This window comes from uncultured Aquimarina sp., from assembly GCF_947492115.1.
In the GTDB taxonomy this organism is placed as follows: domain Bacteria; phylum Bacteroidota; class Bacteroidia; order Flavobacteriales; family Flavobacteriaceae; genus Aquimarina.
Genome location: NZ_CANLMM010000001.1, coordinates 565,785 through 588,210, shown reverse-complemented (window position 1 = coordinate 588,210; position 22,426 = coordinate 565,785). Strand labels below are relative to the sequence as shown.

Annotated in this window: 22 protein-coding genes; 14 read left to right on the top strand and 8 right to left on the bottom strand. The window is 32.5% G+C overall.

Going from position 1 to position 22,426, the window contains the following annotated elements; genetic code table 11:
- Window positions 1-2 precede the first annotated feature (2 nt).
- From Q1A73_RS02685 to menA, 4 genes are read right to left on the bottom strand one after another with little or no spacing between them, the layout of a single operon-like run.
- The gene (locus Q1A73_RS02685; protein WP_299601253.1) at window positions 3-944 is read right to left on the bottom strand and encodes a CPBP family intramembrane glutamic endopeptidase; all 942 of its coding nucleotides are present in this window, start codon (window positions 942-944) and stop codon (window positions 3-5) included.
- A gap of 15 nt (window positions 945-959) precedes the next feature.
- A complete protein-coding gene (locus Q1A73_RS02680; RefSeq protein ID WP_299601251.1) occupies window positions 960-1,997 on the bottom strand; it encodes an o-succinylbenzoate synthase in 1,038 nt (345 codons plus the stop codon).
- Window positions 1,997-2,677 (bottom strand): metal-dependent hydrolase, encoded by a 681-nt coding sequence (locus Q1A73_RS02675; protein WP_299601249.1) that lies wholly within the window; start codon window positions 2,675-2,677, stop codon window positions 1,997-1,999. Before Q1A73_RS02675 ends, Q1A73_RS02680 begins: the two co-directional genes overlap by 1 nt.
- A 30-nt stretch (window positions 2,678-2,707) precedes the next feature.
- Window positions 2,708-3,667 (bottom strand): 1,4-dihydroxy-2-naphthoate octaprenyltransferase, encoded by a 960-nt coding sequence (gene menA / locus Q1A73_RS02670; protein WP_299601247.1) that lies wholly within the window; start codon window positions 3,665-3,667, stop codon window positions 2,708-2,710.
- Window positions 3,668-3,752: 85 nt separating this feature from the next.
- Here menA and Q1A73_RS02665 point away from each other — a divergent pair, with 85 nt between their 5' ends.
- The 8 genes from Q1A73_RS02665 (at window position 3,753) to Q1A73_RS02630 (ending at window position 11,499) form a co-directional block, all read left to right on the top strand.
- Window positions 3,753-4,943, top strand: coding sequence for a helix-turn-helix domain-containing protein (locus Q1A73_RS02665; RefSeq protein ID WP_299601246.1), 1,191 nt, complete (start codon window positions 3,753-3,755; stop codon window positions 4,941-4,943).
- Window positions 4,944-5,077: 134 nt separating this feature from the next.
- On the top strand, window positions 5,078-6,781 hold the full coding sequence (locus tag Q1A73_RS02660; protein WP_299601245.1) for an alpha-amylase family glycosyl hydrolase: 1,704 nt from the start codon (window positions 5,078-5,080) through the stop codon (window positions 6,779-6,781).
- Window positions 6,782-6,916: 135 nt separating this feature from the next.
- Window positions 6,917-7,441 (top strand): DoxX family protein, encoded by a 525-nt coding sequence (locus Q1A73_RS02655; RefSeq protein ID WP_299601243.1) that lies wholly within the window; start codon window positions 6,917-6,919, stop codon window positions 7,439-7,441.
- Window positions 7,442-7,453: 12 nt separating this feature from the next.
- The gene (locus tag Q1A73_RS02650; RefSeq protein WP_299601241.1) at window positions 7,454-8,335 is read left to right on the top strand and encodes a DUF2807 domain-containing protein; all 882 of its coding nucleotides are present in this window, start codon (window positions 7,454-7,456) and stop codon (window positions 8,333-8,335) included.
- 366 nt (window positions 8,336-8,701) lie between these two features.
- A complete protein-coding gene (locus Q1A73_RS02645) occupies window positions 8,702-9,067 on the top strand; it encodes a hypothetical protein (RefSeq protein WP_299601240.1) in 366 nt (121 codons plus the stop codon).
- 202 nt (window positions 9,068-9,269) lie between these two features.
- The gene (locus tag Q1A73_RS02640; RefSeq protein ID WP_299601238.1) at window positions 9,270-9,887 is read left to right on the top strand and encodes a VTT domain-containing protein; all 618 of its coding nucleotides are present in this window, start codon (window positions 9,270-9,272) and stop codon (window positions 9,885-9,887) included.
- Between the two features lie 29 nt (window positions 9,888-9,916).
- The gene (locus tag Q1A73_RS02635; RefSeq protein ID WP_299601236.1) at window positions 9,917-11,155 is read left to right on the top strand and encodes a mechanosensitive ion channel domain-containing protein; all 1,239 of its coding nucleotides are present in this window, start codon (window positions 9,917-9,919) and stop codon (window positions 11,153-11,155) included.
- Between the two features lie 65 nt (window positions 11,156-11,220).
- Window positions 11,221-11,499 carry a DUF3817 domain-containing protein gene (locus Q1A73_RS02630; RefSeq protein WP_299601234.1) on the top strand — a complete coding sequence of 93 codons (279 nt, stop codon included), beginning with the start codon at window positions 11,221-11,223 and terminating at the stop codon, window positions 11,497-11,499.
- Here the strand turns inward: Q1A73_RS02630 and Q1A73_RS02625 are convergent.
- Both Q1A73_RS02625 and Q1A73_RS02620 read right to left on the bottom strand, forming a co-directional pair.
- Window positions 11,489-12,040, bottom strand: a complete 552-nt coding sequence (locus Q1A73_RS02625; RefSeq protein ID WP_299601233.1) for a hypothetical protein — start codon at window positions 12,038-12,040, stop codon at window positions 11,489-11,491. The genes Q1A73_RS02630 and Q1A73_RS02625 overlap by 11 nt on opposite strands.
- Before the next feature lie 62 nt (window positions 12,041-12,102).
- Window positions 12,103-14,148 (bottom strand): HDIG domain-containing metalloprotein, encoded by a 2,046-nt coding sequence (locus Q1A73_RS02620; protein WP_299601232.1) that lies wholly within the window; start codon window positions 14,146-14,148, stop codon window positions 12,103-12,105.
- Between the two features lie 180 nt (window positions 14,149-14,328).
- Between Q1A73_RS02620 and Q1A73_RS02615 the strand changes: the two genes are divergently transcribed.
- From Q1A73_RS02615 to Q1A73_RS02590, 6 genes are all read left to right on the top strand, one after another.
- Window positions 14,329-15,507, top strand: a complete 1,179-nt coding sequence (locus Q1A73_RS02615; RefSeq protein ID WP_299601230.1) for an acetyl-CoA C-acyltransferase — start codon at window positions 14,329-14,331, stop codon at window positions 15,505-15,507.
- A 54-nt stretch (window positions 15,508-15,561) separates the two neighbouring features.
- A complete protein-coding gene (locus Q1A73_RS02610) occupies window positions 15,562-16,311 on the top strand; it encodes a C40 family peptidase (RefSeq protein ID WP_299601229.1) in 750 nt (249 codons plus the stop codon).
- Between the two features lie 11 nt (window positions 16,312-16,322).
- Window positions 16,323-16,853, top strand: coding sequence for a GNAT family N-acetyltransferase (locus Q1A73_RS02605; RefSeq protein ID WP_299601227.1), 531 nt, complete (start codon window positions 16,323-16,325; stop codon window positions 16,851-16,853).
- Window positions 16,854-16,931: 78 nt separating this feature from the next.
- Window positions 16,932-17,513, top strand: coding sequence for a TetR/AcrR family transcriptional regulator (locus Q1A73_RS02600; protein WP_299601226.1), 582 nt, complete (start codon window positions 16,932-16,934; stop codon window positions 17,511-17,513).
- 47 nt (window positions 17,514-17,560) lie between these two features.
- Entirely contained in the window at window positions 17,561-18,148 is a 588-nt protein-coding gene (locus Q1A73_RS02595; RefSeq protein WP_299601225.1) for an NAD(P)H-dependent oxidoreductase, read from the top strand.
- Between the two features lie 25 nt (window positions 18,149-18,173).
- Complete coding sequence (locus Q1A73_RS02590; RefSeq protein ID WP_299601224.1) at window positions 18,174-18,923, top strand: glucose 1-dehydrogenase; 750 nt, start codon at window positions 18,174-18,176, stop codon at window positions 18,921-18,923.
- A 55-nt stretch (window positions 18,924-18,978) separates the two neighbouring features.
- On the opposite strand, the gene Q1A73_RS02585 is transcribed toward Q1A73_RS02590, so the two are convergent.
- Window positions 18,979-21,213, bottom strand: coding sequence for a DUF5916 domain-containing protein (locus tag Q1A73_RS02585; RefSeq protein WP_299601221.1), 2,235 nt, complete (start codon window positions 21,211-21,213; stop codon window positions 18,979-18,981).
- A gap of 163 nt (window positions 21,214-21,376) precedes the next feature.
- Window positions 21,377-22,366 (bottom strand): glyceraldehyde 3-phosphate dehydrogenase NAD-binding domain-containing protein, encoded by a 990-nt coding sequence (locus Q1A73_RS02580; protein WP_299601220.1) that lies wholly within the window; start codon window positions 22,364-22,366, stop codon window positions 21,377-21,379.
- Between the last annotated feature and the right edge of the window lie 60 nt (window positions 22,367-22,426).

Here is a 22,426-nt window from a genome sequence, read left to right as displayed (position 1 = left end):
TATTATTGTTCTAATACTATATCAGACTTTATTTTTCCAAACAATTTTTCTTTCCATCCAGACCATTTATATTTTTTAGCCATAATAAAAATAATAAGAGGATATTGAACTAATATTGGTAAAATTATGTCTAATCCTGCAGACGGTTCAGAAGTGTCAATAAAAAGTGCATCTGTCTGTAAGGCACTCCAATCTGTAGTTACTAAAATCGCTGCTAGTATATTATTAGCTGCATGAAATCCCAATGCTAATTCCATACCATCATCCATCAATGTCATAACACCCAATAACAAACCTGTACCAATATAAAAAACCATCATTACATTGCCTAATTTGGCAACCTCTGGATTTAAACCATGTAATAAACCAAAAACAACCGAAGTAAATAATAAAGGAAACCATCTATTTTTGGTGATAACTCCAAGTCCTTGCATAAGATACCCTCTAAATAAATACTCTTCGAAACTCGTTTGTAATGGTAACAATAAAACTGAAACTAAAAACAATATCAGAAAAGGAACAGCTTTAAAATTCCAAGTATAAATCTCAGATTCCGTAAAATAACTAATCAAAAACAATATTGAACTCATACCAACAACCAAGAAAAAGGAAAAACGTATTCTACTCCAATCCGTTTTATTTCTTGAAGTTGTTAATTCTCGTATAGTTTGTCTATTCAGAAATTTAGCAGCAAAAAGTAATGCTAATAGTCCCATAGCAAAACTGAATATCATTAATACTAAAAATAGATTTTTATCTATTCCTAATTCCACAAAATTATTTTGCGCCGCTGCTTCGAATTCTTGTAAACTATCTACTTTCATAAAAGCGGCTACAATAAGTGGTATAACTCCTATAACTTGCCAACCAATAAAGATTATGAATAAACCAATTAAATAATTCCACCATTCATTTTTTGGTTTTAATGCTTGTTCTATATACATATAAATTCAATTTTATTATAAATATGGCACTGACCACTGATTATTTGTGGAGTACATCAATGTGCCTTTTTCTACTAGCAAAGGCGATGCTATATTGTTGGTATATAAACTACCCGTTCCAAGACCTTGCGGCATACTATTGTTCAAAGTATGGGTAAATTGGGCTATAGCGTTTAACCCAATGTTACTTTCTAATGCACTAGTAATCCACCACCCAATATTTAACTCGTCAGCAATATCAATCCACTCCTGTGTACCTTTAAACCCTCCAATCAAACTCGGTTTTAAGATGATAAACTGTGGTTGTATAGTTAGTAGTAATTTCCTTTTTTCTGTTACATCAAATACTCCAATTAATTCCTCATCTAAGGCTATTGGTAAAGGTGTATCATTACAAAGATCTTTCATCATCTCGTACTGCCCCTGCTTTATGGGTTGTTCTATGCTATGAAGATCATGGACACTAAGTCTTTTTAACTTATCTAACGCTTCATCAGGAGAAAAAGCACCATTTGCATCCACTCTAAGTTCAATTACTTCTTTCGAAAACTGAGATCGTATATAGGCTAATAGATCTAGTTCAGCATCAAAATCAATTGCTCCTATTTTCATTTTAATACAATCAAATCCTTGATCTAATTTTTCTACAATCTGATCTTTCATAAACTTCTTCTCTCCCATCCAAATGAGTCCATTAATTGGAATAGCATCATTCCCATTTACAAATTGAGATGGAAACAAATTGAATCCATCGGCACTTTCTAATGATTTAAATGCCATTTCTACACCAAATTGTATGCTTGGAAACTCTTTTAACTCATAATACAAAAAGTTTACTCCTAAATGAATATTATCACATGTCCATTTTAATTTCTCTTCATAATCCGGACGATCATCAATACTAAGAGTTCTTAATATTCCACATTCTCCTATTCCCTTTTTCCCATCTGCAGAAATAACAATAAACCAGGTTTCTTTTGTTTTTAGAATTCCTCTAGAAGTACCACTAGGTCTTTTAAATTCTAGAATATGTTTATGATAGGTAGCTTTCATTACAACTCTATACTCTTTCCAATATCCAATAAAACTAGGTCTTTATTTTTATCCGAAAACTTCTGTTTTGCTTCTTTATGATCAATTTCTATATATCCAAAAGTATCATAATGTACTCCTAATACCTTATCACACTCCACAAAATCACTCGCTATAATGGCTTCATCAATACCCATAGTAAAATTATCACCTATTGGAAGTATTGCGAGATCTAACTTCGTAAAAAGAGGTATCAACTTCATATCCATGGTTAATGCTGTATCACCAGCTATATAAATACTCTTCCCTTCACCTTCAATTACAAATCCTCCAGGTTGTCCTCCATAGGTTCCATCTGGAAAACTACTGGTATGAATAGCATTTACGTACTTTACTTTTCCAAAATCAAAATTCCAACTACCACCATGGTTCATTGGATGAACTTCAATACCCTTCTCTTGATAATACATCGCAATTTCATAATTAGAAATAATTATTGCCGAACTATTTTTTGCTATTGCCTCAGCGTCTAATGTATGATCTTGATGTGCATGAGTTAATAGGATATAATCAACTTTTATATCTCTAATATCAATTTTATCTTTGGATAAGGGATTTCCAGAAATAAAAGGATCTACCAGTACTTTATTTTTTCCAATTTCTAGTAATAATGTATTCTGCCCATAAAAGGTAATCTTCATCGTGTAAGGTTTTAAATTAAGAATGGAAAGTTAAAAAATCTGACCAATACTAAATAATATCGATAATAAAAATGTAGATAAAGCTACTTTCTTTAATTCTGGATCCAGTTCTTTAGTATCTTCAGTTTTTATAACTTTAAAAAAATGAATTATCAAAGGAATAAAAGCAATAAGAAAAAGTAAATCAAAGTAGCTATCATAAGTGTTGACAATAAAAACTATCATAGAACACAAAGCAATAATAAGCAATAAGTAATGATACTTTTTAGCAGCAGAAACACCTAGTTTAACTACTAAGGTATTTTTACCAGCTTTTTTATCACTATCATGATCTCTTAAATTATTTAAATTTAATACTGCTGAACTTAACATTCCAATAGTAATCGCCGGAAAGATAATTAGCCAATTTAATTGTTTTGTAAACAAAAAGTAACATCCTATAACACTCACCAAACCAAAAAATATAAACACAAACACATCTCCTAACCCGCGGTAGCCATAAGCAGTTTTACCCATTGTGTATTTAATTGCTGCAATGATCGCTGCTACTCCCAATAAGAAAAAGAAAACTGAATATAGGAAATACGTTTGTCCAAAAGATTGATAAATAAGACAAATGGCCAAACACAAAGTTACAATAGCTGTAATCACAATTCCTCTAAACATTTCTTTTTTGGTAATAGCACCACTTTGCAAAGCTCTTTGCGGACCAACTCTATCTTCATTATCCGTTCCTTTTACACCATCTCCATAATCATTGGCAAAATTGGATAGAATTTGTAATCCCAAAGTAGTAACTATCGCTAGCCAAAAAATAGATGTCTCTGAGAAATACAAAAGCTTTCCACCGAAACCTTCAGAATATTCTAAAGAAGATTTCGTGTTAACTTTTAGATTATTGAACATAGAAGAACCTACAATGATACCCGATATGGATAAAGGTAAGGTTCTGAGTCTAGCTGCAGAGATCCACGCTTTTAAATTAGCCATTACAATAAAATTATGGTCAAAGGAACAGTATTTTAATTTCAAAAAAAAATAAAAAATTATTCTATGAATTATTTAAATTAGCGATATGCCGATTTCGATACCTTTAGAGTTTCCTGCGTTTAACATTTATAGTACTCCATTATTGGTTCTAGTGTTACAGGCATTTCTTTTTGCTTCCCTTTTATTGCAAAGATACTTTAAGCATAAGTACATATCTGCACTATTTTTAGCGTTGCTGATTTTTATTACCGGCTATCATAGAACTACTTATACTATAGGTTTTATGGATTGGTATGATACCTATCGAAATACAAAAATCAACTATTGGTTAATCGCTTTATCTCTGGCTATAGGTCCTTTACTCTATTTTTATGTAAAATCAATTACCACATCTGGTTTTAGGTTTGTTAAAAAAGACTTAATTCATTTTATTCCGGTTTCTATTTACGTTTTATATAAAATAGTCATATTTATTTATGACACTTCGCAACCAGGATTCTCGGAAACTCAAAACGGATATTTAAAAATAGTGTTAGATGAAAAATATGTAAGTCCATTAATTGGAATTGTAGAAAATCTTCAAATGTTATTATACTTGGCTTTTACTATTCAATTATACTATGTATATCGAAAGAAAATACAACACTTTTTTTCTAACACCTATGCGCTGGAGCTTAACTGGATTCGAAACTTTCTTTTCATCTATTCCTTCTTGTTTTTATATAGTGTTTTTCAAGGAGTAATAGACTCCGTTATAACAGATCTTCATTGGACCCAAAGATGGTGGTATCATTTTTTTACAGCGTTAGCAATCATATATATAGGTATAAAAGGATACTTTACGGATACCAATAAATTAAATAATCTTAATTTTTCTGTATCGGTAAAACAATCTTCTGTTGAAGAAAGTAAGACAGAGTTAAGCAACGAAATTATTCATAATAAGAAAAGAATTGAAGAGTTTATGAATGATCAACAGCCTTTTCTTAATCCAGATCTCAATTTAACAGAACTATCCAAAATGTTACGTATTCCTGCAGCAATGGTATCTGAAACCATTAACGCGGGTTTTGAAAAGAACTTCAATGATTTTATAAATTCTTATAGAGTTAAAGCTGTGCAGGACATGATTCACCAAGGAAGACAAGAACAACTGTCGCTACTTGGAATCGCTTATGAGTGTGGGTTTAATAGCAAAGCTACATTCAATCGAGTTTTTAAAAAACTCACGAACGTTTCCCCTTCTCAATACGTAGCATTGCAAAACAAATCCTAGAAGTCTATCATTTTTATGGAATTCGCAATTCTTTGTACTCGTTTTTTTTAAGGCATTTTTATAGATTAGCATCTTAAACTCTTATTTATTACGATAGTTCCATCATTTAAATTATGGAATACAAAAACAAACACATGAAACATTTATCAACTGCTATTCTTCTAATTTGCCTGAGCATATTTGTCTCGTGCAAAGAGGAAACTAAAACACCAAAAGAGATAATCCAAACGAAAGAAACAAAAGAAGTTACACCTGTAACTACTGACAAAATTCCTTTTATATGGGAAGGAGCAAATGTATATTTCTTACTTGCTGATAGATTTAATAATGGAGATACTAGTAACGATGAGGTTCTTGATAGAACAAAAGAAACAGCGGTATTACGAGGTTTTGAAGGAGGTGATATTAAAGGAATCATACAAAAAATTGAAGAAGGATATTTTGCTAATCTCGGTATCAATGCACTTTGGGTAAATCCGTTAGTGGAACAAATACACGACAGTGTTGATGAAGGTACTGGAAATACCTACCCTTTTCATGGATATTGGGCTAAAGACTGGACAAGAATAGATCCCAACTTTGGAACTTATGATGACTTAAAAAAACTTGTTGAAGTTGCGCATAAAAATGGAATTAGAATTCTAATGGATGTTGTAATTAACCATACAGGTCCTGTTACAGAAAAAGATCCCGTTTGGTCCGATGATTGGGTAAGAACTGGACCTCAATGTTCTTACAAAGATTATGAAACAGCTGTAAAATGTACATTGGTAGCTAATCTCCCAGATGTAAAAACTGAAAGTGATGAAGAAGTAAAGTTACCAGAACCTTTACTAAAAAAATGGAAAGAAGAAGGACGTTTGGAAAGTGAAATGGATGAACTTGAAATCTTTTTTGCTAAAACTGGCCTTAAAAAAACTCCTAAAAATTATATTATCAAGTGGTTAACAGATTACGTTAGAGAATTAGGTATTGATGGGTATCGTGTAGATACAGTAAAACATGTAGAAGAAGGCGTTTGGGCTGTACTGGCGGAACAAGCTAAACTTGCATTTGCCGAATGGAAAAAGAATAATCCCGAAAAAGTATTAGATAATAACGAATTCTACGTTTTAGGAGAATTATATGGATATGGAATTGACGGTAAACGTTTTTATGATTTTGGTGACCGCAAAGTTGATTATTATGCCAATGGTTTTGACAACCTTATTAATTTTCAATTTAAATATGATGCTAAGAAATTAGACTACGAGAAATTGTATAGTAAATATAGTGCTGCGCTTCATACTGGATTAATTGGAAAAAGTGTGATGAATTATATCAGCTCTCATGATGACGGAGATCCCTTTGATAAAGAAAGAAAAAAGACTTTTGAATCAGCTACTAAGCTTTTATTAACACCTGGAATTTCGCAAGTTTACTACGGTGACGAAACAGCGAGATCATTAATCATAGAAGGAACTGAAGGTGATGCCACTTTAAGATCAAAGATGAATTGGGAAGATTTGGAAAATGAAGACACTAAATTACTTCTTAAACATTGGCAAAAACTTGGTAATTTTAGAAAGAATCATCCATCTATTGGTGCTGGAAAACATAAAATGATCAACGAATCACCATATGTTTTTTCCAGAACTTATAACAAAGATAATATTGTTGACAAAGTAGTAGTTGGATTAAATCAGAGAAAAGGAACTAAAACCCTTAAAGTAGATACTATTTTTAAGGATGGAACAACCGTTATTGACACCTATTCTGGAACAGAAACCACTGTAAGAGATGGAAATGTAACTATAAACTCTGATTATGAAATTGTATTATTAGAAGCCATGAAATAGGCAGTAATAGTAACGACTCACTTAAATAGGACGGCTCAAATCATGATTTGAGCCGTCCTATTTTGTTTTGGGGCGTAGTACTAAGAAACGATTCAGACATTTGAACCATCAAACAATCTAAAAATCGTTTCAGTCATGAAAACAGTGATCAAAAGAATTATCCAACCTATTACAATGAAGCATTGGTCAGCAGATTTATTATTTGCCTTTCCAAGAATTGTATGTGGTTATTTTTTAGCAGTAAATTTTGGTGGAAGTAAATTTGGAGTTCCTTGGAGTCCTGAAGGTTCTCCCGATCTAAGATTCCTAGAAGTTGTAGAGTGGTTTCCAAAAGACATAGCAGAATACGGAGGCGTATTTGCAATGTTTCCAGTATTCTTCGCATGGATGGGTGCAGCAAGTGAAGCCATTGGTGGCGTTTTTTTATCTCTTGGTTTTAAAACAAGAATAGCATCATTCTTTATCATTTGTACGATGTTAGTAGCAATTATCTTCCAAAAATGGGATCAAGGACTATGGGGTATGTTGCCTGCCATGGGATTCCTGTGGATTGGGATTTATAATCTCATTTTAGGATCAGGAAGATTTGGAATTGACTATGTATTAACTAAGAAGTGGTCATTTAAAACTAATAATAAATTAACACAAAATTTCATTTAAAAAAATAATGTCATGAGAAATATCACACATTTAATTGTTCTATTCATAAGTATTACAGCAGTGGCACAAATAAGAGGTAACAAAGAAATTGTTACTAAAACTTATAACGTTAATAACATTACGAAGGTAAAAATTAACTTTTACGCACAAGTAATTATAGACCAATCGAAAGAAGAAAGCATTACAATAACTACAGACTCTAATTTATTAGAATACATTGATAAAGAAGTAATAAACGGCACTTTACATTTGGATCAAAAAGAATGGATATCTCCATCAGAAAATGCAAAAATAGTAATTGGCGCTCCTAATCTAAGAGTTGTAGAAAGTGGAACTCATGATATAACCAGAATCATAAATCTAAATAATGATTACATACAGATTTTAGCACCTATTGGTAAAATATTTCTAGAAGGAAAAACAAAAGAATTACGAATTGGTGCAGAAATGGCTTCAGTTAATGCATCTAATTTAATAGCAGAAAATGCACGTATTGATATTTGGAGCCGTGGCAGTGCCAAAGTACGAGTAATGGAAGAATTAACAACAAATTTGAATAAAAATGCAAAATTGGAGGTTTTGAATACTCCTAAAAAAATAAAAGGAGATATAAAAGGAATAGCTTCAAAAACTAAAAAAATCAAAAATCCTAATGCTAAGTTTATCAAATTTAAAATAAAAAATAACTCAATTACCAGAAATCAATTCTATGTTGTTGGGCCAAAACCTGATGGATCAAGATTTAGTTATGGTTTTCCTATGATGCCACAAGCAACTAGAAAGGAAAACTGGACTGTCGGAACTAAAGTATATAAAGTGAGTACTTTAGGAAAACGTAGGCTATTAATTACTATAAAACCTGAAAATGAAAATACTACAGTAGCATTATTTTAATAGATATGTCCTAAAAAGAACTTACCTCCTGTATTCAAGGAGGTAAGTGTTGGGGAAAACAAAAAAAGTAAGGGAAAAATTGTAATTGGAATACTTTTCAAAGATAAAGAGGATTAAGGAATTATGGTTACGGTTTAACCTCAAACTTTAGCTGGAATACAAGCATTACGTAAAATTATTCCAAATAAACGATTATTTATCAGCTTATTAAGGGGAAAATTCCTCTAATTATTAATTTTACTTTTTTTTAATTTATTTTTTTTGGCCTAAAAAATAAATTTATTGTTTTAAAAGATTTTAAAGAAGTATATAAAGAGTTAAATTTGCCGAAATCATTTTTTTAAAACCCTACTAATTATATAATCCTTGGAAAATAAAAAGGCACTCAAATTAATTGACAAGATTCTGGTCGATATTGAAACATCTGGAATAAATACGGACACATTAATAGAAGATCTTAAGGATTTAAGGTCTTATGCACTAGAACAGCAAGTACCTTTAGTGGTTAAAGTATTAAGACTTACTTACGAACATATAGAAGAAAATGATAGTTTCTTAATACCAATCCCAGATGATGATCCAATAGAAGATACTGAGGTTGCACCAGAAAACAATAGTGAAGTAGATCCTGTAGAGAGTTTAATGTATTTAATTTCTTTATTAAAAGATATTAAGAACAAAATGAATATCATGGATTTATCTGATTATAGAGATGCCCTGAACGCATTCTAAAGATCACTTTACTTAATAATATTAAAAAAAAAGACTTTGATTATCAAGGTCTTTTTTCATTGATACAAAACAATAAATCCTTCAAAACAAAGTTTATTTAATTCTTGTAATAATAATAACAAATTGACGACAAAATTTATGATTTTATAAACGTCTAAGAATCATTAAAATATTATTTTTGTTGCCTTGTGGAAAAATTGTTATGAAAATGAATCCCCGATCTGTTAAAAAAACACGATTACAATTATTACATCAGTATTATAGCTATACTGGTTTTTATAAGTTTTTAGGAACTAGCCTTAAAAAAGCCTTACCTCCTATTCTATTGTTCATTGCTGGACTATTAATTATTAATTATTTCGTAATTAATATTAATGACTTATTGATCTATGTAACAGAAAACTACGCGGATTATATTGTTTTTAGTGTATTTTTCGCTTCAGAATCCCTTTTAGGACTTATTCCACCAGAAATTTTTATTGCTTGGAGTGATAAAGCTGCAAGTCCTATTTTATATCTATCTATATTGGCTTTACTATCCTATCTTGGAGGTGTTATATCTTATTTTATAGGAAAGGCAATCACCAAAATACCAGCAGTACACGAATACTTAGAAGTAAAAATGGCAAAACACATAAAAAATACTCGAAAATGGGGAGGTTTTTTAATTGTAGTGGGTGCATTGTTACCAATTCCATTTTCCATTACCAGTATAGCCGCTGGTATGATTAGATATTCTTTCGTAAGTTATCTTTTATTTGGATTACTTCGATTTGTACGATTTTATTTGTATGCGCTAGCTATTTTTAATTTAGTGTAGATATATAGCTCTCGTTTTTATTTCTAAAAATGCAAGATCTAACAAGATTCTTTTACAAGCTCCTCGTAGAAAATAATGTTTCTAAACAACTGGCCGAGTATCTTAATGTAATTATAGGAATCTTAGTTTTACTACTAGTTGTTTTTATACTTGATCGAATTATTCATAAAGTAGTATTAAGTTTATTTAGAAAGTATGCTTCTAAATCCAAAAATACCTTTGATGATTATTTGGTAAAAAACAAAACTTTTGATTACCTATCTCATATCATACCGCTATCGATATGTGTTTGGGTAATACCAAAGTTATTTATAGCATTTCCAGTTGCCGAATATTATTTAGAAGTAATATTTGATATTTTGGTAATCGGATTAACCATCTGGATTGTAAGAAGTATCTTAAGAACATTCCGTGATTTTTTAAAATCTTTAAACTCCTTTAAAGATAAGCCGATAGATAGCTATGTACAGATTTTTATGATCATCGTCTGGGCTATTGGCAGTATCTTTATGTTTTCTTCTCTTACTGGAAAATCTATTTGGACTTTTCTTACTGCACTAGGAGCAATGTCTGCGGTAATTCTTTTAATTTTTAAAGATAGTATTCTTGGTTTTGTAGCCAGTATACAAGTTGCAGTAAATGATACAGTGAGAATTGGAGATTGGATTACTATGGATAAATACGGTGCCGATGGTGATGTAATCGAAATTAATTTATCTTCTGTGAAAGTGCAGAACTTTGACAAAACTATTACCACTATACCCACCTATCATCTTACTTCGGAATCGTTTAGAAATTGGCGAGGAATGATGGATTCTGGAGGAAGAAGAATAAAAAGAGCCATTTTAATTAAAGCTTCTAGTATTCGATTCTTATCCGAATCTGATATTATCGAACTTCAAAAAATTTCATTAATCGAAGAGTATATAAGAGCATCACAAGAAAATATAACCAATTACAATACAGAAAAACAGATCAACAAAGATATTTTAATCAATGGTCGTAATTTATCCAATATGGGATTGTTTAGAAAATATGTAGAGTTATATCTACAAAATCATCCTTATGTAAATAATGAAATGACCATTATGAGTCGTCAACTAGCACCTACACCTTATGGAACTCCATTAGAGATTTATGCGTTTAGTAATGATAAAGAATGGAAAAACTATGAAAAAATAGTAGCCGACATCTTTGATCATTTGCTTTCTGCGATTACTTATTTCCATTTAGAGGTTTTTGAGCTAGATTTCCCAAATAAAAATTGACTTTTTCTCTGAGCAATCTGTTATGAACCTTACCTTTGCGGATATTATAAACTAAGTATTTGCATATGACTACTATTTTCAGACTTATAAGTTATTTAGAAGGAATTTCTTATCTACTTATTTTGTTTGTTACCATGCCGTTAAAATATTTATTTGCTTCTCCTGAGCCCAATAAAGTGATTGGTATGGCACACGGATTTTTATTTTTATTGTATATCGTTTTTGCTTTCCTGATTAAACCGGAAAAAAAATGGAATAATAAAACGCTAATTATTGTTCTCTTATGTTCCATTATACCATTTGGAACCTTTTGGATGGATAAAAAATATCTTTCTAAAAATTAACCGTTCCATTAAAATCTCCTTCAAATCTACTGTGTAGATTGATAACCGAATGAAATCCGTTCTGTCTTGGTTGTAGTGAAACACTACCATCTCTTAGTTCGATTGGCTGATTATTCAGGATAACTTCTGCAATTCGGTTGTTCTCTGAACATTCGCAAGAATTATAACTATGGTAATTATAGTCCTGTGGATTGGCAGTAATTAATAAAATCTCCAGTATATCTCCAGAGTCCAAAGCATAAATAAGGCGCTCTTCTCCCCCATTATATGATTCTAACTGTGCATCAGTTACTTGATATATCTGTCTACCATAGGGTCCATTTTGATTTTGGATTTCTCCAAAAGAAATATTTTCGTATACTGGTTTTGGGGCTCTCGAAATAATTACTGGACTAGGCTTTCTCCCAACAACAATTACTTCTGGAATAGGAAGATCTATATTGATATCTACAGAAACTCCTCCTCCAATTCTAACTTGACCAAAAGATTGATTTGCTATTAATACGGAAAAGATAATTACTAAAAAATGATTGGTTTTCATAGTACTTCAATTTGATGATTTTGTGAAGTACTATCCTAATCAAATAGCATACCAGAATCTATTTATTCCGGATATTCTATTCTTAAATGATAAATATTTGTAAGCTTTCTTTTAAACACTTTTTTTACCTGCTGAATTTCTTTAAATGTAATATTTGCATTTAAAAACTGTCCATCATCCATTTGCTTATTCACAATTTTTTCTACAAATGAATCAATAAGGCTACTAGTAGGGTTTTTTAAGCTTTTAGATGCCGCTTCCACACTATCACTCATCATAAGAATAGCCGTTTCCTTGGAAAAAGGCTTAGGACCAGGATATTGAAAATCTTCTATATTTACATTTTCATTTATTTCTTTGGCTTTCATATAGAAATAATAAACCGTACTGGTACCATGATGTGTTCTTATAAAATCAATTACCCGATCTGGCAAATTATACTTTTTAGCAATTTCGATTCCTCTAATCACATGATTAATGATAATCTTTGCGCTTTCTTTAGGAGATAATATATCATGAGCATTTCCAGAAGCGGTTTGATTCTCTGTAAAATATGTAGGATTTGCCATTTTACCAATATCATGATATAAGGCTCCTACTCTTACCAACATGGCATTAGCACCAATTTCATTTGCAGCAGCTTCAGCTATATTTGCAACATTAAGAGAGTGGTGAAATGTTCCTGGAGCTTTGTCTGATAACTCTTTTAGCAAGGAAGAGTTCGTATCACTTAATTCTAATAAAGAAACATCGGAAATAAGCCCAAACATCTTTTCATAAGCGTAGATCAACGGATGTACAATCAGAGTAGCAAAACCACTTATAATAAATAATCCTATCGTGGTCCAATCAATATCAGTTATATTACCTTCCTGAATGATATGAAATGCAATATATGCAAGAATATAGATCATTGTAATCTGACCTACGGTTATAAATAGATTTGCTCTCTTATAAGATTCTGAAATCGTTAAGATCGTAACAATACCAGCAATAATTTGTAAAAATGTATACTCATAACTATTAGGCACCACAAACCCTAAGATAAGTACAGTAACCACGTGTGTAAACAATCCTAATCTGGAATCAAAAAAGGCCTTTAGAATCAAAGGTAAAATACACAAAGGAACAATATATATGTAATCGGATTTATATTTTACAACCAATGTGGTGATCAATACCATTAATAAGATATTAAAAGCGATAAAGGTTACCTGTGTATTATTATCAAAAATATCCCTTCGATACTTTCTAATAAATAATAATAGCATTAATAACGCTAAAGATACTAGTATACCGTATCCAAATACTATCCAATAAAAATTCTTATCACTCCAAACTTGGGATTCATATTCTGCTTTTAACGACGTTAATATCTGTAGTCGATTGCCTTCTACAACTTCCCCTTTAGCAATAATTCTACTACCTTTAGACACACTTCCACGAGTACTTAATACCTGAGCAAGTTCATTTTCTAGGGTACTTTCAGTTAATTTTTGATTGAGTGATACATTCGGCTTTACCAGATCATAAAAAAGCGCAACAAAACCGCTCTTAAATTTTACATATTCACTTTTTTCAATTCTAGAATTGATAAGTGCTGTAACAGAGCTAGGCGTTAAAATCTGTCCGAATGTAATTGCATCTGCTTTATTTCCTTTACTAAGAAATATTTGACGTTTATTTTCATAACTATAGGACTCTTGCAACACACCATATCGATAAATGTCATTAAGTAATATTCTACCGAAGAGTTTTGCTTGTTTTCCAGAACTACTTTGGTCTAGTGTTTCTAAATTACTTTTGAAAGCAGCATCATACGTGTCTTTAGCAGCATTTGAAATGATTGTATCATATTCGAAATAAGGGATGTTGTTATCTTTAATTCTCTTTTTCTCAGCAGCTATTTCTTCTTCAGTTTTAGCTATTGCAAAATCAAAAGGAGCGTATAAATTTTCGTACTGCCATGGTTTCCCCTTTGTAAACTCATATTTAAAAACACCTCCTTTTGGAAATAAATAAACAATGAGTACTAGCGTACTTGTGAACAAGAACCCTTTGTATAAAAGGGACTGATTTTTATAAAAATTGTTAAAAAAATTCTTCACTTCGATATTCGTATGGGTATCCAAAAGTACTAAAAAATAAGTCAGTACAAATTGGAATAGAAAATAGAAGGATAATGGGATAGAGAACTTGCAAAATCAGTAAAAAACTAAGCTATGTTTATCCTTCAAAAATCCTTAAATTCGCAAAATAACAAACATACATATATTAAACACAATATAATGAGTAAAGACGTTGTAATAGTATCCGCAGCACGTACACCAATCGGTAGTTTTTTAGGAAGTTTATCAACCGTTCCTGCAACACAATTAGGATCTATAGCCATCAAAGGAGCTATGGAAAAAATAAATCTAGATCCTTCTTTAGTAGAGGAAGTATTTATGGGTAATGTGGTACAGGCGGGAAATGGACAAGCACCAGCTAGACAAGCTGCATTGGGAGCAGGAATCGGTAATCATGTTCCTTGTACTACAGTAAATAAAGTATGTGCAAGTGGAATGAAGGCAGTCATGCACGCTGCACAAGCTATAGCGTTAGGTGATGCTGATATTGTGATCGCAGGAGGAATGGAAAATATGAGCTTAATTCCACACTATGTAAGATTACGTGCAGGTCACAAATTTGGTCCGCAAACATTAGAAGATGGAATGCAGAGAGATGGTTTGGTAGATGTATACGATCAAAATGCCATGGGAGTTTGTGCTGATTTGTGTGCAACAGAACATAATTTTAGTAGAGAAGATCAAGATGCTTTTGCAATTCAGTCGTATGAAAGATCAGCGAAAGCTTGGTCAGAAGGTAAATTTGCGAATGAAGTAGTTCCAGTACCAGTACCACAACGTCGTGGAGAACCTGTAATGGTTACTGAGGATGAAGAATATAAAAACGTAAAAATGGAAAAAATTCCTGCGTTACGACCAGCATTCACAAAAGACGGAACAGTAACTGCTGCAAATGCTTCTACTATCAACGATGGTGCTGGAGCAGTAGTTGTGATGAGCGCAGAAAAAGCTGAAGAACTGAATCTAAAACCATTAGTAAAGATTAAAAGCTATGCTGATGCTGCACATGAACCTAAATGGTTTACTACTGCACCTGCTAAAGCGTTACCAAAAGCAATTGATAAAGCTGGTATTAGCTTAGAAGATGTAGATTTCTTTGAATTTAACGAAGCATTTTCTGTTGTAGGTCTTGCCAATATGAAGATACTAGGGTTAAACGATACAAACACAAATGTAAATGGAGGTGCTGTATCTCTAGGGCATCCTCTAGGATGTTCTGGTGTTCGTATTTTGATTACATTAATGAGTGTATTAGAACAAAATAATGCAAAAATAGGAGCTGCTGCTATATGTAACGGTGGTGGTGGTGCTTCTGCAATGGTAATTGAGCGTGTATAATAGTGTTTTTGATGCTATCATATCTAATAAAATAATTAGCTTTTAAGGATACATATGTTATACGGTATTTGCAATCTTAGTATTGTGCCTCTTCGTTCTGAACCTAATGATCCTAGTGAAATGGTTTCACAGGTACTATACGGAGAACATTTTAAAGTTTTAGAAAAACGCAAAAAATGGAGTCGAATACGATTGGCCTTTGATACTTATGAAGGATGGATTGACAATAAACAGTATCTAGAAATTACCGAAGAAACATATAAAGACTTTGATAATAAACCAATTGATATAGCATCTGACTTAATCGACTTCGTAAGTTGCGAGAATGATCAGTTAATGCCTATTTCATTAGGTTCTTCTCTAAGTGCATTAGACTATTTTCAACATAGTTATGAAGGTAATCGAATACAAAAACAGCAACCTAAGGAAAAGTTGATAGAGACTGCTTATCTTTTCTTAAATGCTCCCTATTTATGGGGAGGAAGAACAAATTTTGGAATCGATTGTAGCGGTTTTACCCAAATGGTCTACAAGCTTAATGGATATAAATTGTTAAGAGATGCGTCTTTGCAGGCTACGCAAGGGGATCCTCTTAGTTTTATTGAAGAAAGTGAACCAGGCGATTTAGCGTTTTTTGACAATGATGAAGGTGCAATTACCCATGTAGGCATTATAATGAAAGATAACTATATTATCCATGCGCACGGCAAGGTGCGCGTGGATCGTATAGATCATACGGGTATCTTTAATGGAGAACGCCGTTTATACACACATAAATTACGAGTGATAAAACGAATAATATAGTCTACTAAAAGATGATGGAATCTAAGGAATTAAATTTTGTAAGAGTACTTCCCGAAGATAACCATACAATGCTTAATATTGGAAAAGCTACCTTCTATCAATCTTTTGGACCACCTTTAAATACAGAAGAAAATATTCAGAAATATCTGGATCAATATTTTACTCTTCCAAAAATTACTCAGGAAATCTTACATCCAGAGTCTTACTTCTATTTTATAAAACACAAAAAAGATATCGTTGGATACATAAAACTCAATTTTGGATCGGCCCAAACGGAGACTATTACCGGTAACTCATTAGAAATTGAGAGGATTTATTTGGTTCAAGCGCATCAGGGAAAAGGAATAGGCCTTCACATACTAAATTGGATTATAACGTTTGCTGAGAAATATACAGTAGATTTTGTATGGTTAGGAGTTTGGAATAGAAATATAAGAGCCATAAAATTTTATAAAAGAAATGGTTTTATAAAGTTTGGAGAACATCCATTTTTATTAGGAAACGACCTGCAGACTGACCATCTCATGAAACGAGTACTTTAATTATTTAAAAACTTTAATATTTCTATAACAATTCGATATTCAGATATTATTTATTTTTGAAACGCTCATTTCAATAACATGCCAAAAGTAGAAACTTTCGATAGAACCAATGTTTTGCATAACGCAACCGAAGTATTCCATAAAAAAGGATACAATGGTACCTCTATGCAAGATTTAGTAGATGCTACAGGTTTAAATAGATCAAGTATTTACAACTCTTTTGGAAGCAAACTTGGTATGTTTATGGAAGTATTGTCTTTTTATCGTAATAACGGTAACAAGAAAATGGGCAAAGAGATTGTTCAAAATCAAAATGCTTTAGACACATTACAGTCTATATTTTGTTGGTATATAAGCGATATTATTGAAGATAAAGATCATAAAGGATGCCTAATTGTTAACTGTAAGTCCGAAATGGTGAATCAAGAACCATTAATTCGTTCCTTTATGGAACAAAATCAGGAACAAATGATGGCATTTCTTGAAGATGTAGTGCATAATGGTCAAATGGAAAAGATCGTTAATGAAGATCAAACAGCCGCGCAATATGCGTTGTATTTGTACTCTTCGATCCAGGGATTGAGAATGACAGGGATTTTAAACACGAATAAAGAAGAGCTTGAAAACCTGATACATACAATATTATCAGTACTTAAATAATTTTTTTTAATCTAATATGAAACGATCGTTTCAAATAAAACAATAAAATGAAAGCATTATTAAGAATAGACAGTAGTCCAAGGAAACAAACGTCCATTAGCAGACAACTAGCAGATGTTTTACAAGAGAAACTTGAAAAATCCGAACAATTCAGCACCCTAAAAAGAGATGCATATTATGATGAACTAGTAACACTGGGCAATGAAGACAGCGTTACGGCATACTTTACACCAGAAGATCAGCAAACATCTACTCAAAGAGAAGCCGTAGCTTCCTCGAATATTTTAGCTTCAGAATTCTCAAAAGCAGATACTTATATATTTTCTGTTCCCATGTACAACTTTGGGGTCACAGCGGGATTAAAAGCTTACATAGACCTTATTTCCCGTGCTGGTATTAGCTTTAAGTATACCGAAAATGGTCCTGTAGGACTTTTAGAAAACAAAAAAGCATATGTAATCATTACAACTGGCGGAACAAAACTTGGAACTGGTGTGGATCATGTAACAGGATATATGAAGACCTTTCTGAATTTTCTTGGAATTACTGATATAGAGTTTATTAATTCTGATCAGATTATGGCTGATGCAGAACAGGTAATCGCAAAAGCAACAGAAATTATAAATAACATTTAATCATTAATAAAATAGAACTAAAAAAATGAAAAAATTAGAAAACAAAGTAGCCGTAATTACAGGAGCAAACAGTGGTATTGGATTAGCAACCGCAAAATTATACTTACAAGAAGGAGCTAAAGTAGTTGTATCTGGAAGACGACAAGAGGCTTTAGACGAAGTTGCTAAAGAATTAGAAGGAGATTTCATCACTGTGAAAGCTGATGTTTCTAAACCCGAAGATAATAAACATCTTATTCAGGAAGCGACAAACAAATATGGTAAAATAGATGTTTTATTTCTAAATGCTGGAATCGCACCTCCTACCCCAACAACGGATATTACAGTGGATCACTATACCGAAATATTTGATATTAATGTCAAAGGACCTATTATCGCTGCTAAAGAAGCGCTACCACATATTAATGATGGAGGTACGATTTTATTTACGAACTCCATTGTACATCAAAAAGGTTTTGAGGGATATGGAATATACTCAGCTTCTAAAGGAGCCTTGCGTGCATATCAAAGAGTACTTACATCTGAGGTGAAATCCAGAGGAATTAGAGTAAACGCGATTGCTCCTGGACCTATTGAAACTCCGATTTATGGAAAAATGGGACTATCAGAAGATGTAATTGAAGAAATGGGAAAAAGTTTTGCAGAACAAGTACCACTAGGAAGATTCGGAACTTCTGAAGAAATTGCTAAATCAGCATTATTCCTAGCTTCAGAAGATGCTTCTTATATTAATGGTGTAGAATTAGAAGTCGATGGTGGACTAAGTCAGATCTAATATAAACAATGTTTTAATGTATGGAAAAGGTTGGTTTTAATAATCGACCTTTTTCTTATAAATTAAGCCAGTAAGTAACTTTAAGCACAATAGATCTTGTTCGTATATCAAAGGCAAAACGATCCGCTGGACTAGCATCATTTCCTGTAAAATAATTATCCGTATAAACGAGAATAAGATCAGAAACTGGAGCAAATCTCCACTGAATTCGAGCATTGATATTGGTATTATCACTTTGCGAGTTGTACTGCACAAAAACTGAAGTGAATAAACTTTTAGACAGTGTATAATCTATTCTTGGACTAATAAGGTAGGTCTCACGAGTACCTTCCAAATGTGGTAAATCAAATACATTCACTGCATAATTTAAAGAGAAAAAGCCTTTGGGCTGAAAACGAACATTAAAACCACCACGAGTACCATAACGCCACCCGTTAAAATATTCACCAATGTAAGGACTAAGATTCCAACTAAATACCTTTCTCCTATCACTCCTATAATTTCCAGTAAAACTAACCCAAGAAAAATCTTGATCAGCTGCTAATTCAGTAGAATCTGTACCCGTAGGATCAAATGGATCGAATAAATAAACATAACTATGATTTAGATTAAATCCAAAGTTAGAACGTTGGGATAATTCTCCTCCCCAACCTACTGAAAAGAAATGGTCCGTTTTTCCAAATTCAGGTCTCCAAAAAACATCTCCAGATACACTATAATTATGATTATTCAAAAAATCGTTTTGCGGATAATATCGTAACTCTGCGCTAGGACTGATCCGGAAATAATTCGTTCTAGGTACGAATCCAACTTCTGCATTATAATCTTCATGCACATACTCATGTCTCCACAAGGCTCCAAATTTTCTTGTATTATAATTTAGAGTAGATCCTTGGGCGATTGCGAGATCTGTATCTGGTGAAAAAGTGCCGTGAACAAAACTCTTCCCAAACCAAGTATTACTTCTAGTAGAATAATTGTAGTCCAATCCTATCATTCGATTATATCTATTGATATCCAAAGTATCAAGGTTTTGATCAAAGTCTATTGCTTGTTTATTAACCGCAATAACGCCTATATTGGAACGTACACCGATCTTTCTCTGTGCTACTGCAACTCCAAAATTGGTCGCTGGAATTCCCTGACTGCTGCGGGCCTCGGTTTGCATATTTAGTAGACCTACACGTGTCTTTGGATCCAGTTTCCCGCTAATTCTAAGTCCTCCGTAAATTCTATTCTGAGCTAACTCGTCTGTAACAACATCTTGAGCAACTCCAATACGTCTGGAAAAAAATGGATTGATATTTGAAAAACCGAACTGTCCAAACAAATCTGCATTTTCCAAGAAAAATTGCCTCCTTTCGGGAAAAAAAATCTCAAAACGGTCTAGATTTGTAATTTGTGTATCCACTTCTACCTGTGAAAAATCAGGATTCACGGTTAAATCAAGATTTAATCCAGGCGTCAACCCAATCTTTGCATCTCCTCCTATTTCAAAAATCTGATCCGTAGGTGTTCCGTCTTCGTAGTCTTTATTAATTCCTGAAGAAACAAATGGTATTAATGATATCGCACTACTTTTTGTCGTTAAATCATCCTCCCAAATCATCTCTGCTGGATATGCTAAAGTGAAAACAATCTGATTTCTTGGTGTGCCTGGATACACGCTTATTTCGTTAGATTGCGTATCAAATCTATACGAAGTAAAACCCCATTTTTTTGAAGGAGTTGGATACCTAAACGTACTAAACGGAATCTCTAGTTCTGCAGTATAATACCCATCATACTTTTGGGCATTACCTCTCCATTTATTATCCCATGAAGTAGAAAAATCCTGAATGACATTACCCCCATTACTTATGGTTCCTTCTCTCAAAACCCCTTCTGGATTGATACCAAAATAAAAAGCATTTGTTTGATCATCGAAAGTATCAAAAATCAAGGTAATATTATCATTACCTCCCGCACGATAGTCTCGTCTAAGAGATTCTACTCTCCAATCATTTCCTGCTGCGTAGCATTTAATACCGATGTAAAGATTCTTTTGATCCGTACACATATAAATTTCTGTTTGTGCTGCGGCAGGTAAAGAATCATTAGGAAAATATTGCATGAAGTCTTTGGCAGGTGTTAGCTTTTTCCAGATAGCTTCATCAAGTTTACCATCTATAGTCATACCTTCTTCCGTAGTACCCACTAAAAATGATTTCTTTTCTGAACTACTTACCTCTTGAGAAAAAGTCTGCTGTCCTAGCAAGAAGAAAAGGCATACACTAATCCATAACTTCATAAAAAAAAACTTTCGTATTAAATTTTATGTTTTAAAAATAATGTGGCATTAAACCCTTTGGTGGTGCCGATAAGATCTCAAAAATATAATACGAAAGTTTAGTTTGTGTTAAAATTATTACAAACAAAAGTCTTCATACTTAGGTTTGTATCAAATTCTAATATTATAACTCCAATATCTGTCTAATCATCTGATTTGTGAATCCCCATTCATTATCGTACCAGATCATAATTTTCACTAAATCTCCATCTACTACTCTAGTCATAGAAGCATCTACGGTAGATGCATAAGGATTCATTTGTATATCGGAAGAAACTATAGGTTCATAGGTAACATCCAATACCTTCAAATATCTATCAGTTTTGGCTTCTTCTTCTAGTATTTTATTGATCTCTTCTGCAGTTGTATTTCTTTCTGCAATAAATGTAACATCGCTTACAGAACCTACAGGAACAGGTGTTCTTACTGCTATTCCATCAAACTTACCTTCAAATTGTGGTAAAGCTTTTGTAGTGGCTATAGCAGCTCCAGTAGTAGTTGGCGTTAAATTTACTGCTCCTGCTCTTCCCATTCTCGGATTTTTCTTCGATGGTGCATCTACCAAAGTTTGAGATGCTGTATAGGCGTGAATAGTGTTTAAGATAGCTTTCTTTACTCCAATTGTTCTACCTAAAATTTCTACAACAGGACTAATATTATTTGTGGTACAACTAGCACAAGAAAATATAGCTGTTTTACCATCTTCTGTATTCACACCATGCACTACAGTTGGTGTATCTTTACTTTTCGTTGGGCCAGAAATAACAACATTGGTTGCTCCTGCTTTTATATGCTTTTCCGCATCTTCCCTATTGGTAAAAAAACCTGTACTTTCGATAACAACATCAATGTTATGTTCTTTCCAAGGAAGTAATTCTGGATCTCTTTGTGTCAAATATTTAACTTTTTGACCAGCTATTATCAAAGAATCACCTTCGATTGTTACCTCCTTATCATAAATTCCATATACACTATCGTATTTTAATAAATACTGTGCATTTTCAATAGTCATTAAATCATTCACAGCGACTATTTCTAATTCGGGTTGATCCATAATTACTTTTAGTGCAGCTCGCCCGATTCGTCCAAACCCGTTTATTGCTATTCGTTTCATTTGTTCTTTTTTTATAGTTTTTTAATTGTCAAATGGAATTCGCAATTGAACATTTTGTTA

Bases quoted from the DNA above. Each gene is read 5' to 3' on its own strand.
- Q1A73_RS02685 (WP_299601253.1), bottom strand. From the start codon at position 944: ATGTATATAGAACAAGCATTAAAACCAAAAAATGAATGGTGGAATTAT.
- Q1A73_RS02680 (WP_299601251.1), bottom strand. From the start codon at position 1,997: ATGAAAGCTACCTATCATAAACATATTCTAGAATTTAAAAGACCTAGT.
- Q1A73_RS02675 (WP_299601249.1), bottom strand. From the start codon at position 2,677: ATGAAGATTACCTTTTATGGGCAGAATACATTATTACTAGAAATTGGA.
- menA (WP_299601247.1), bottom strand. From the start codon at position 3,667: ATGGCTAATTTAAAAGCGTGGATCTCTGCAGCTAGACTCAGAACCTTA.
- Q1A73_RS02665 (WP_299601246.1), top strand. From the start codon at position 3,753: ATGCCGATTTCGATACCTTTAGAGTTTCCTGCGTTTAACATTTATAGT.
- Q1A73_RS02660 (WP_299601245.1), top strand. From the start codon at position 5,078: ATGAAACATTTATCAACTGCTATTCTTCTAATTTGCCTGAGCATATTT.
- Q1A73_RS02655 (WP_299601243.1), top strand. From the start codon at position 6,917: ATGAAAACAGTGATCAAAAGAATTATCCAACCTATTACAATGAAGCAT.
- Q1A73_RS02650 (WP_299601241.1), top strand. From the start codon at position 7,454: ATGAGAAATATCACACATTTAATTGTTCTATTCATAAGTATTACAGCA.
- Q1A73_RS02640 (WP_299601238.1), top strand. From the start codon at position 9,270: ATGAAAATGAATCCCCGATCTGTTAAAAAAACACGATTACAATTATTA.
- Q1A73_RS02635 (WP_299601236.1), top strand. From the start codon at position 9,917: ATGCAAGATCTAACAAGATTCTTTTACAAGCTCCTCGTAGAAAATAAT.
- Q1A73_RS02630 (WP_299601234.1), top strand. From the start codon at position 11,221: ATGACTACTATTTTCAGACTTATAAGTTATTTAGAAGGAATTTCTTAT.
- Q1A73_RS02625 (WP_299601233.1), bottom strand. From the start codon at position 12,040: ATGAAAACCAATCATTTTTTAGTAATTATCTTTTCCGTATTAATAGCA.
- Q1A73_RS02615 (WP_299601230.1), top strand. From the start codon at position 14,329: ATGAGTAAAGACGTTGTAATAGTATCCGCAGCACGTACACCAATCGGT.
- Q1A73_RS02610 (WP_299601229.1), top strand. From the start codon at position 15,562: ATGTTATACGGTATTTGCAATCTTAGTATTGTGCCTCTTCGTTCTGAA.
- Q1A73_RS02605 (WP_299601227.1), top strand. From the start codon at position 16,323: ATGATGGAATCTAAGGAATTAAATTTTGTAAGAGTACTTCCCGAAGAT.
- Q1A73_RS02600 (WP_299601226.1), top strand. From the start codon at position 16,932: ATGCCAAAAGTAGAAACTTTCGATAGAACCAATGTTTTGCATAACGCA.
- Q1A73_RS02595 (WP_299601225.1), top strand. From the start codon at position 17,561: ATGAAAGCATTATTAAGAATAGACAGTAGTCCAAGGAAACAAACGTCC.
- Q1A73_RS02590 (WP_299601224.1), top strand. From the start codon at position 18,174: ATGAAAAAATTAGAAAACAAAGTAGCCGTAATTACAGGAGCAAACAGT.
- Q1A73_RS02585 (WP_299601221.1), bottom strand. From the start codon at position 21,213: ATGAAGTTATGGATTAGTGTATGCCTTTTCTTCTTGCTAGGACAGCAG.
- Q1A73_RS02580 (WP_299601220.1), bottom strand. From the start codon at position 22,366: ATGAAACGAATAGCAATAAACGGGTTTGGACGAATCGGGCGAGCTGCA.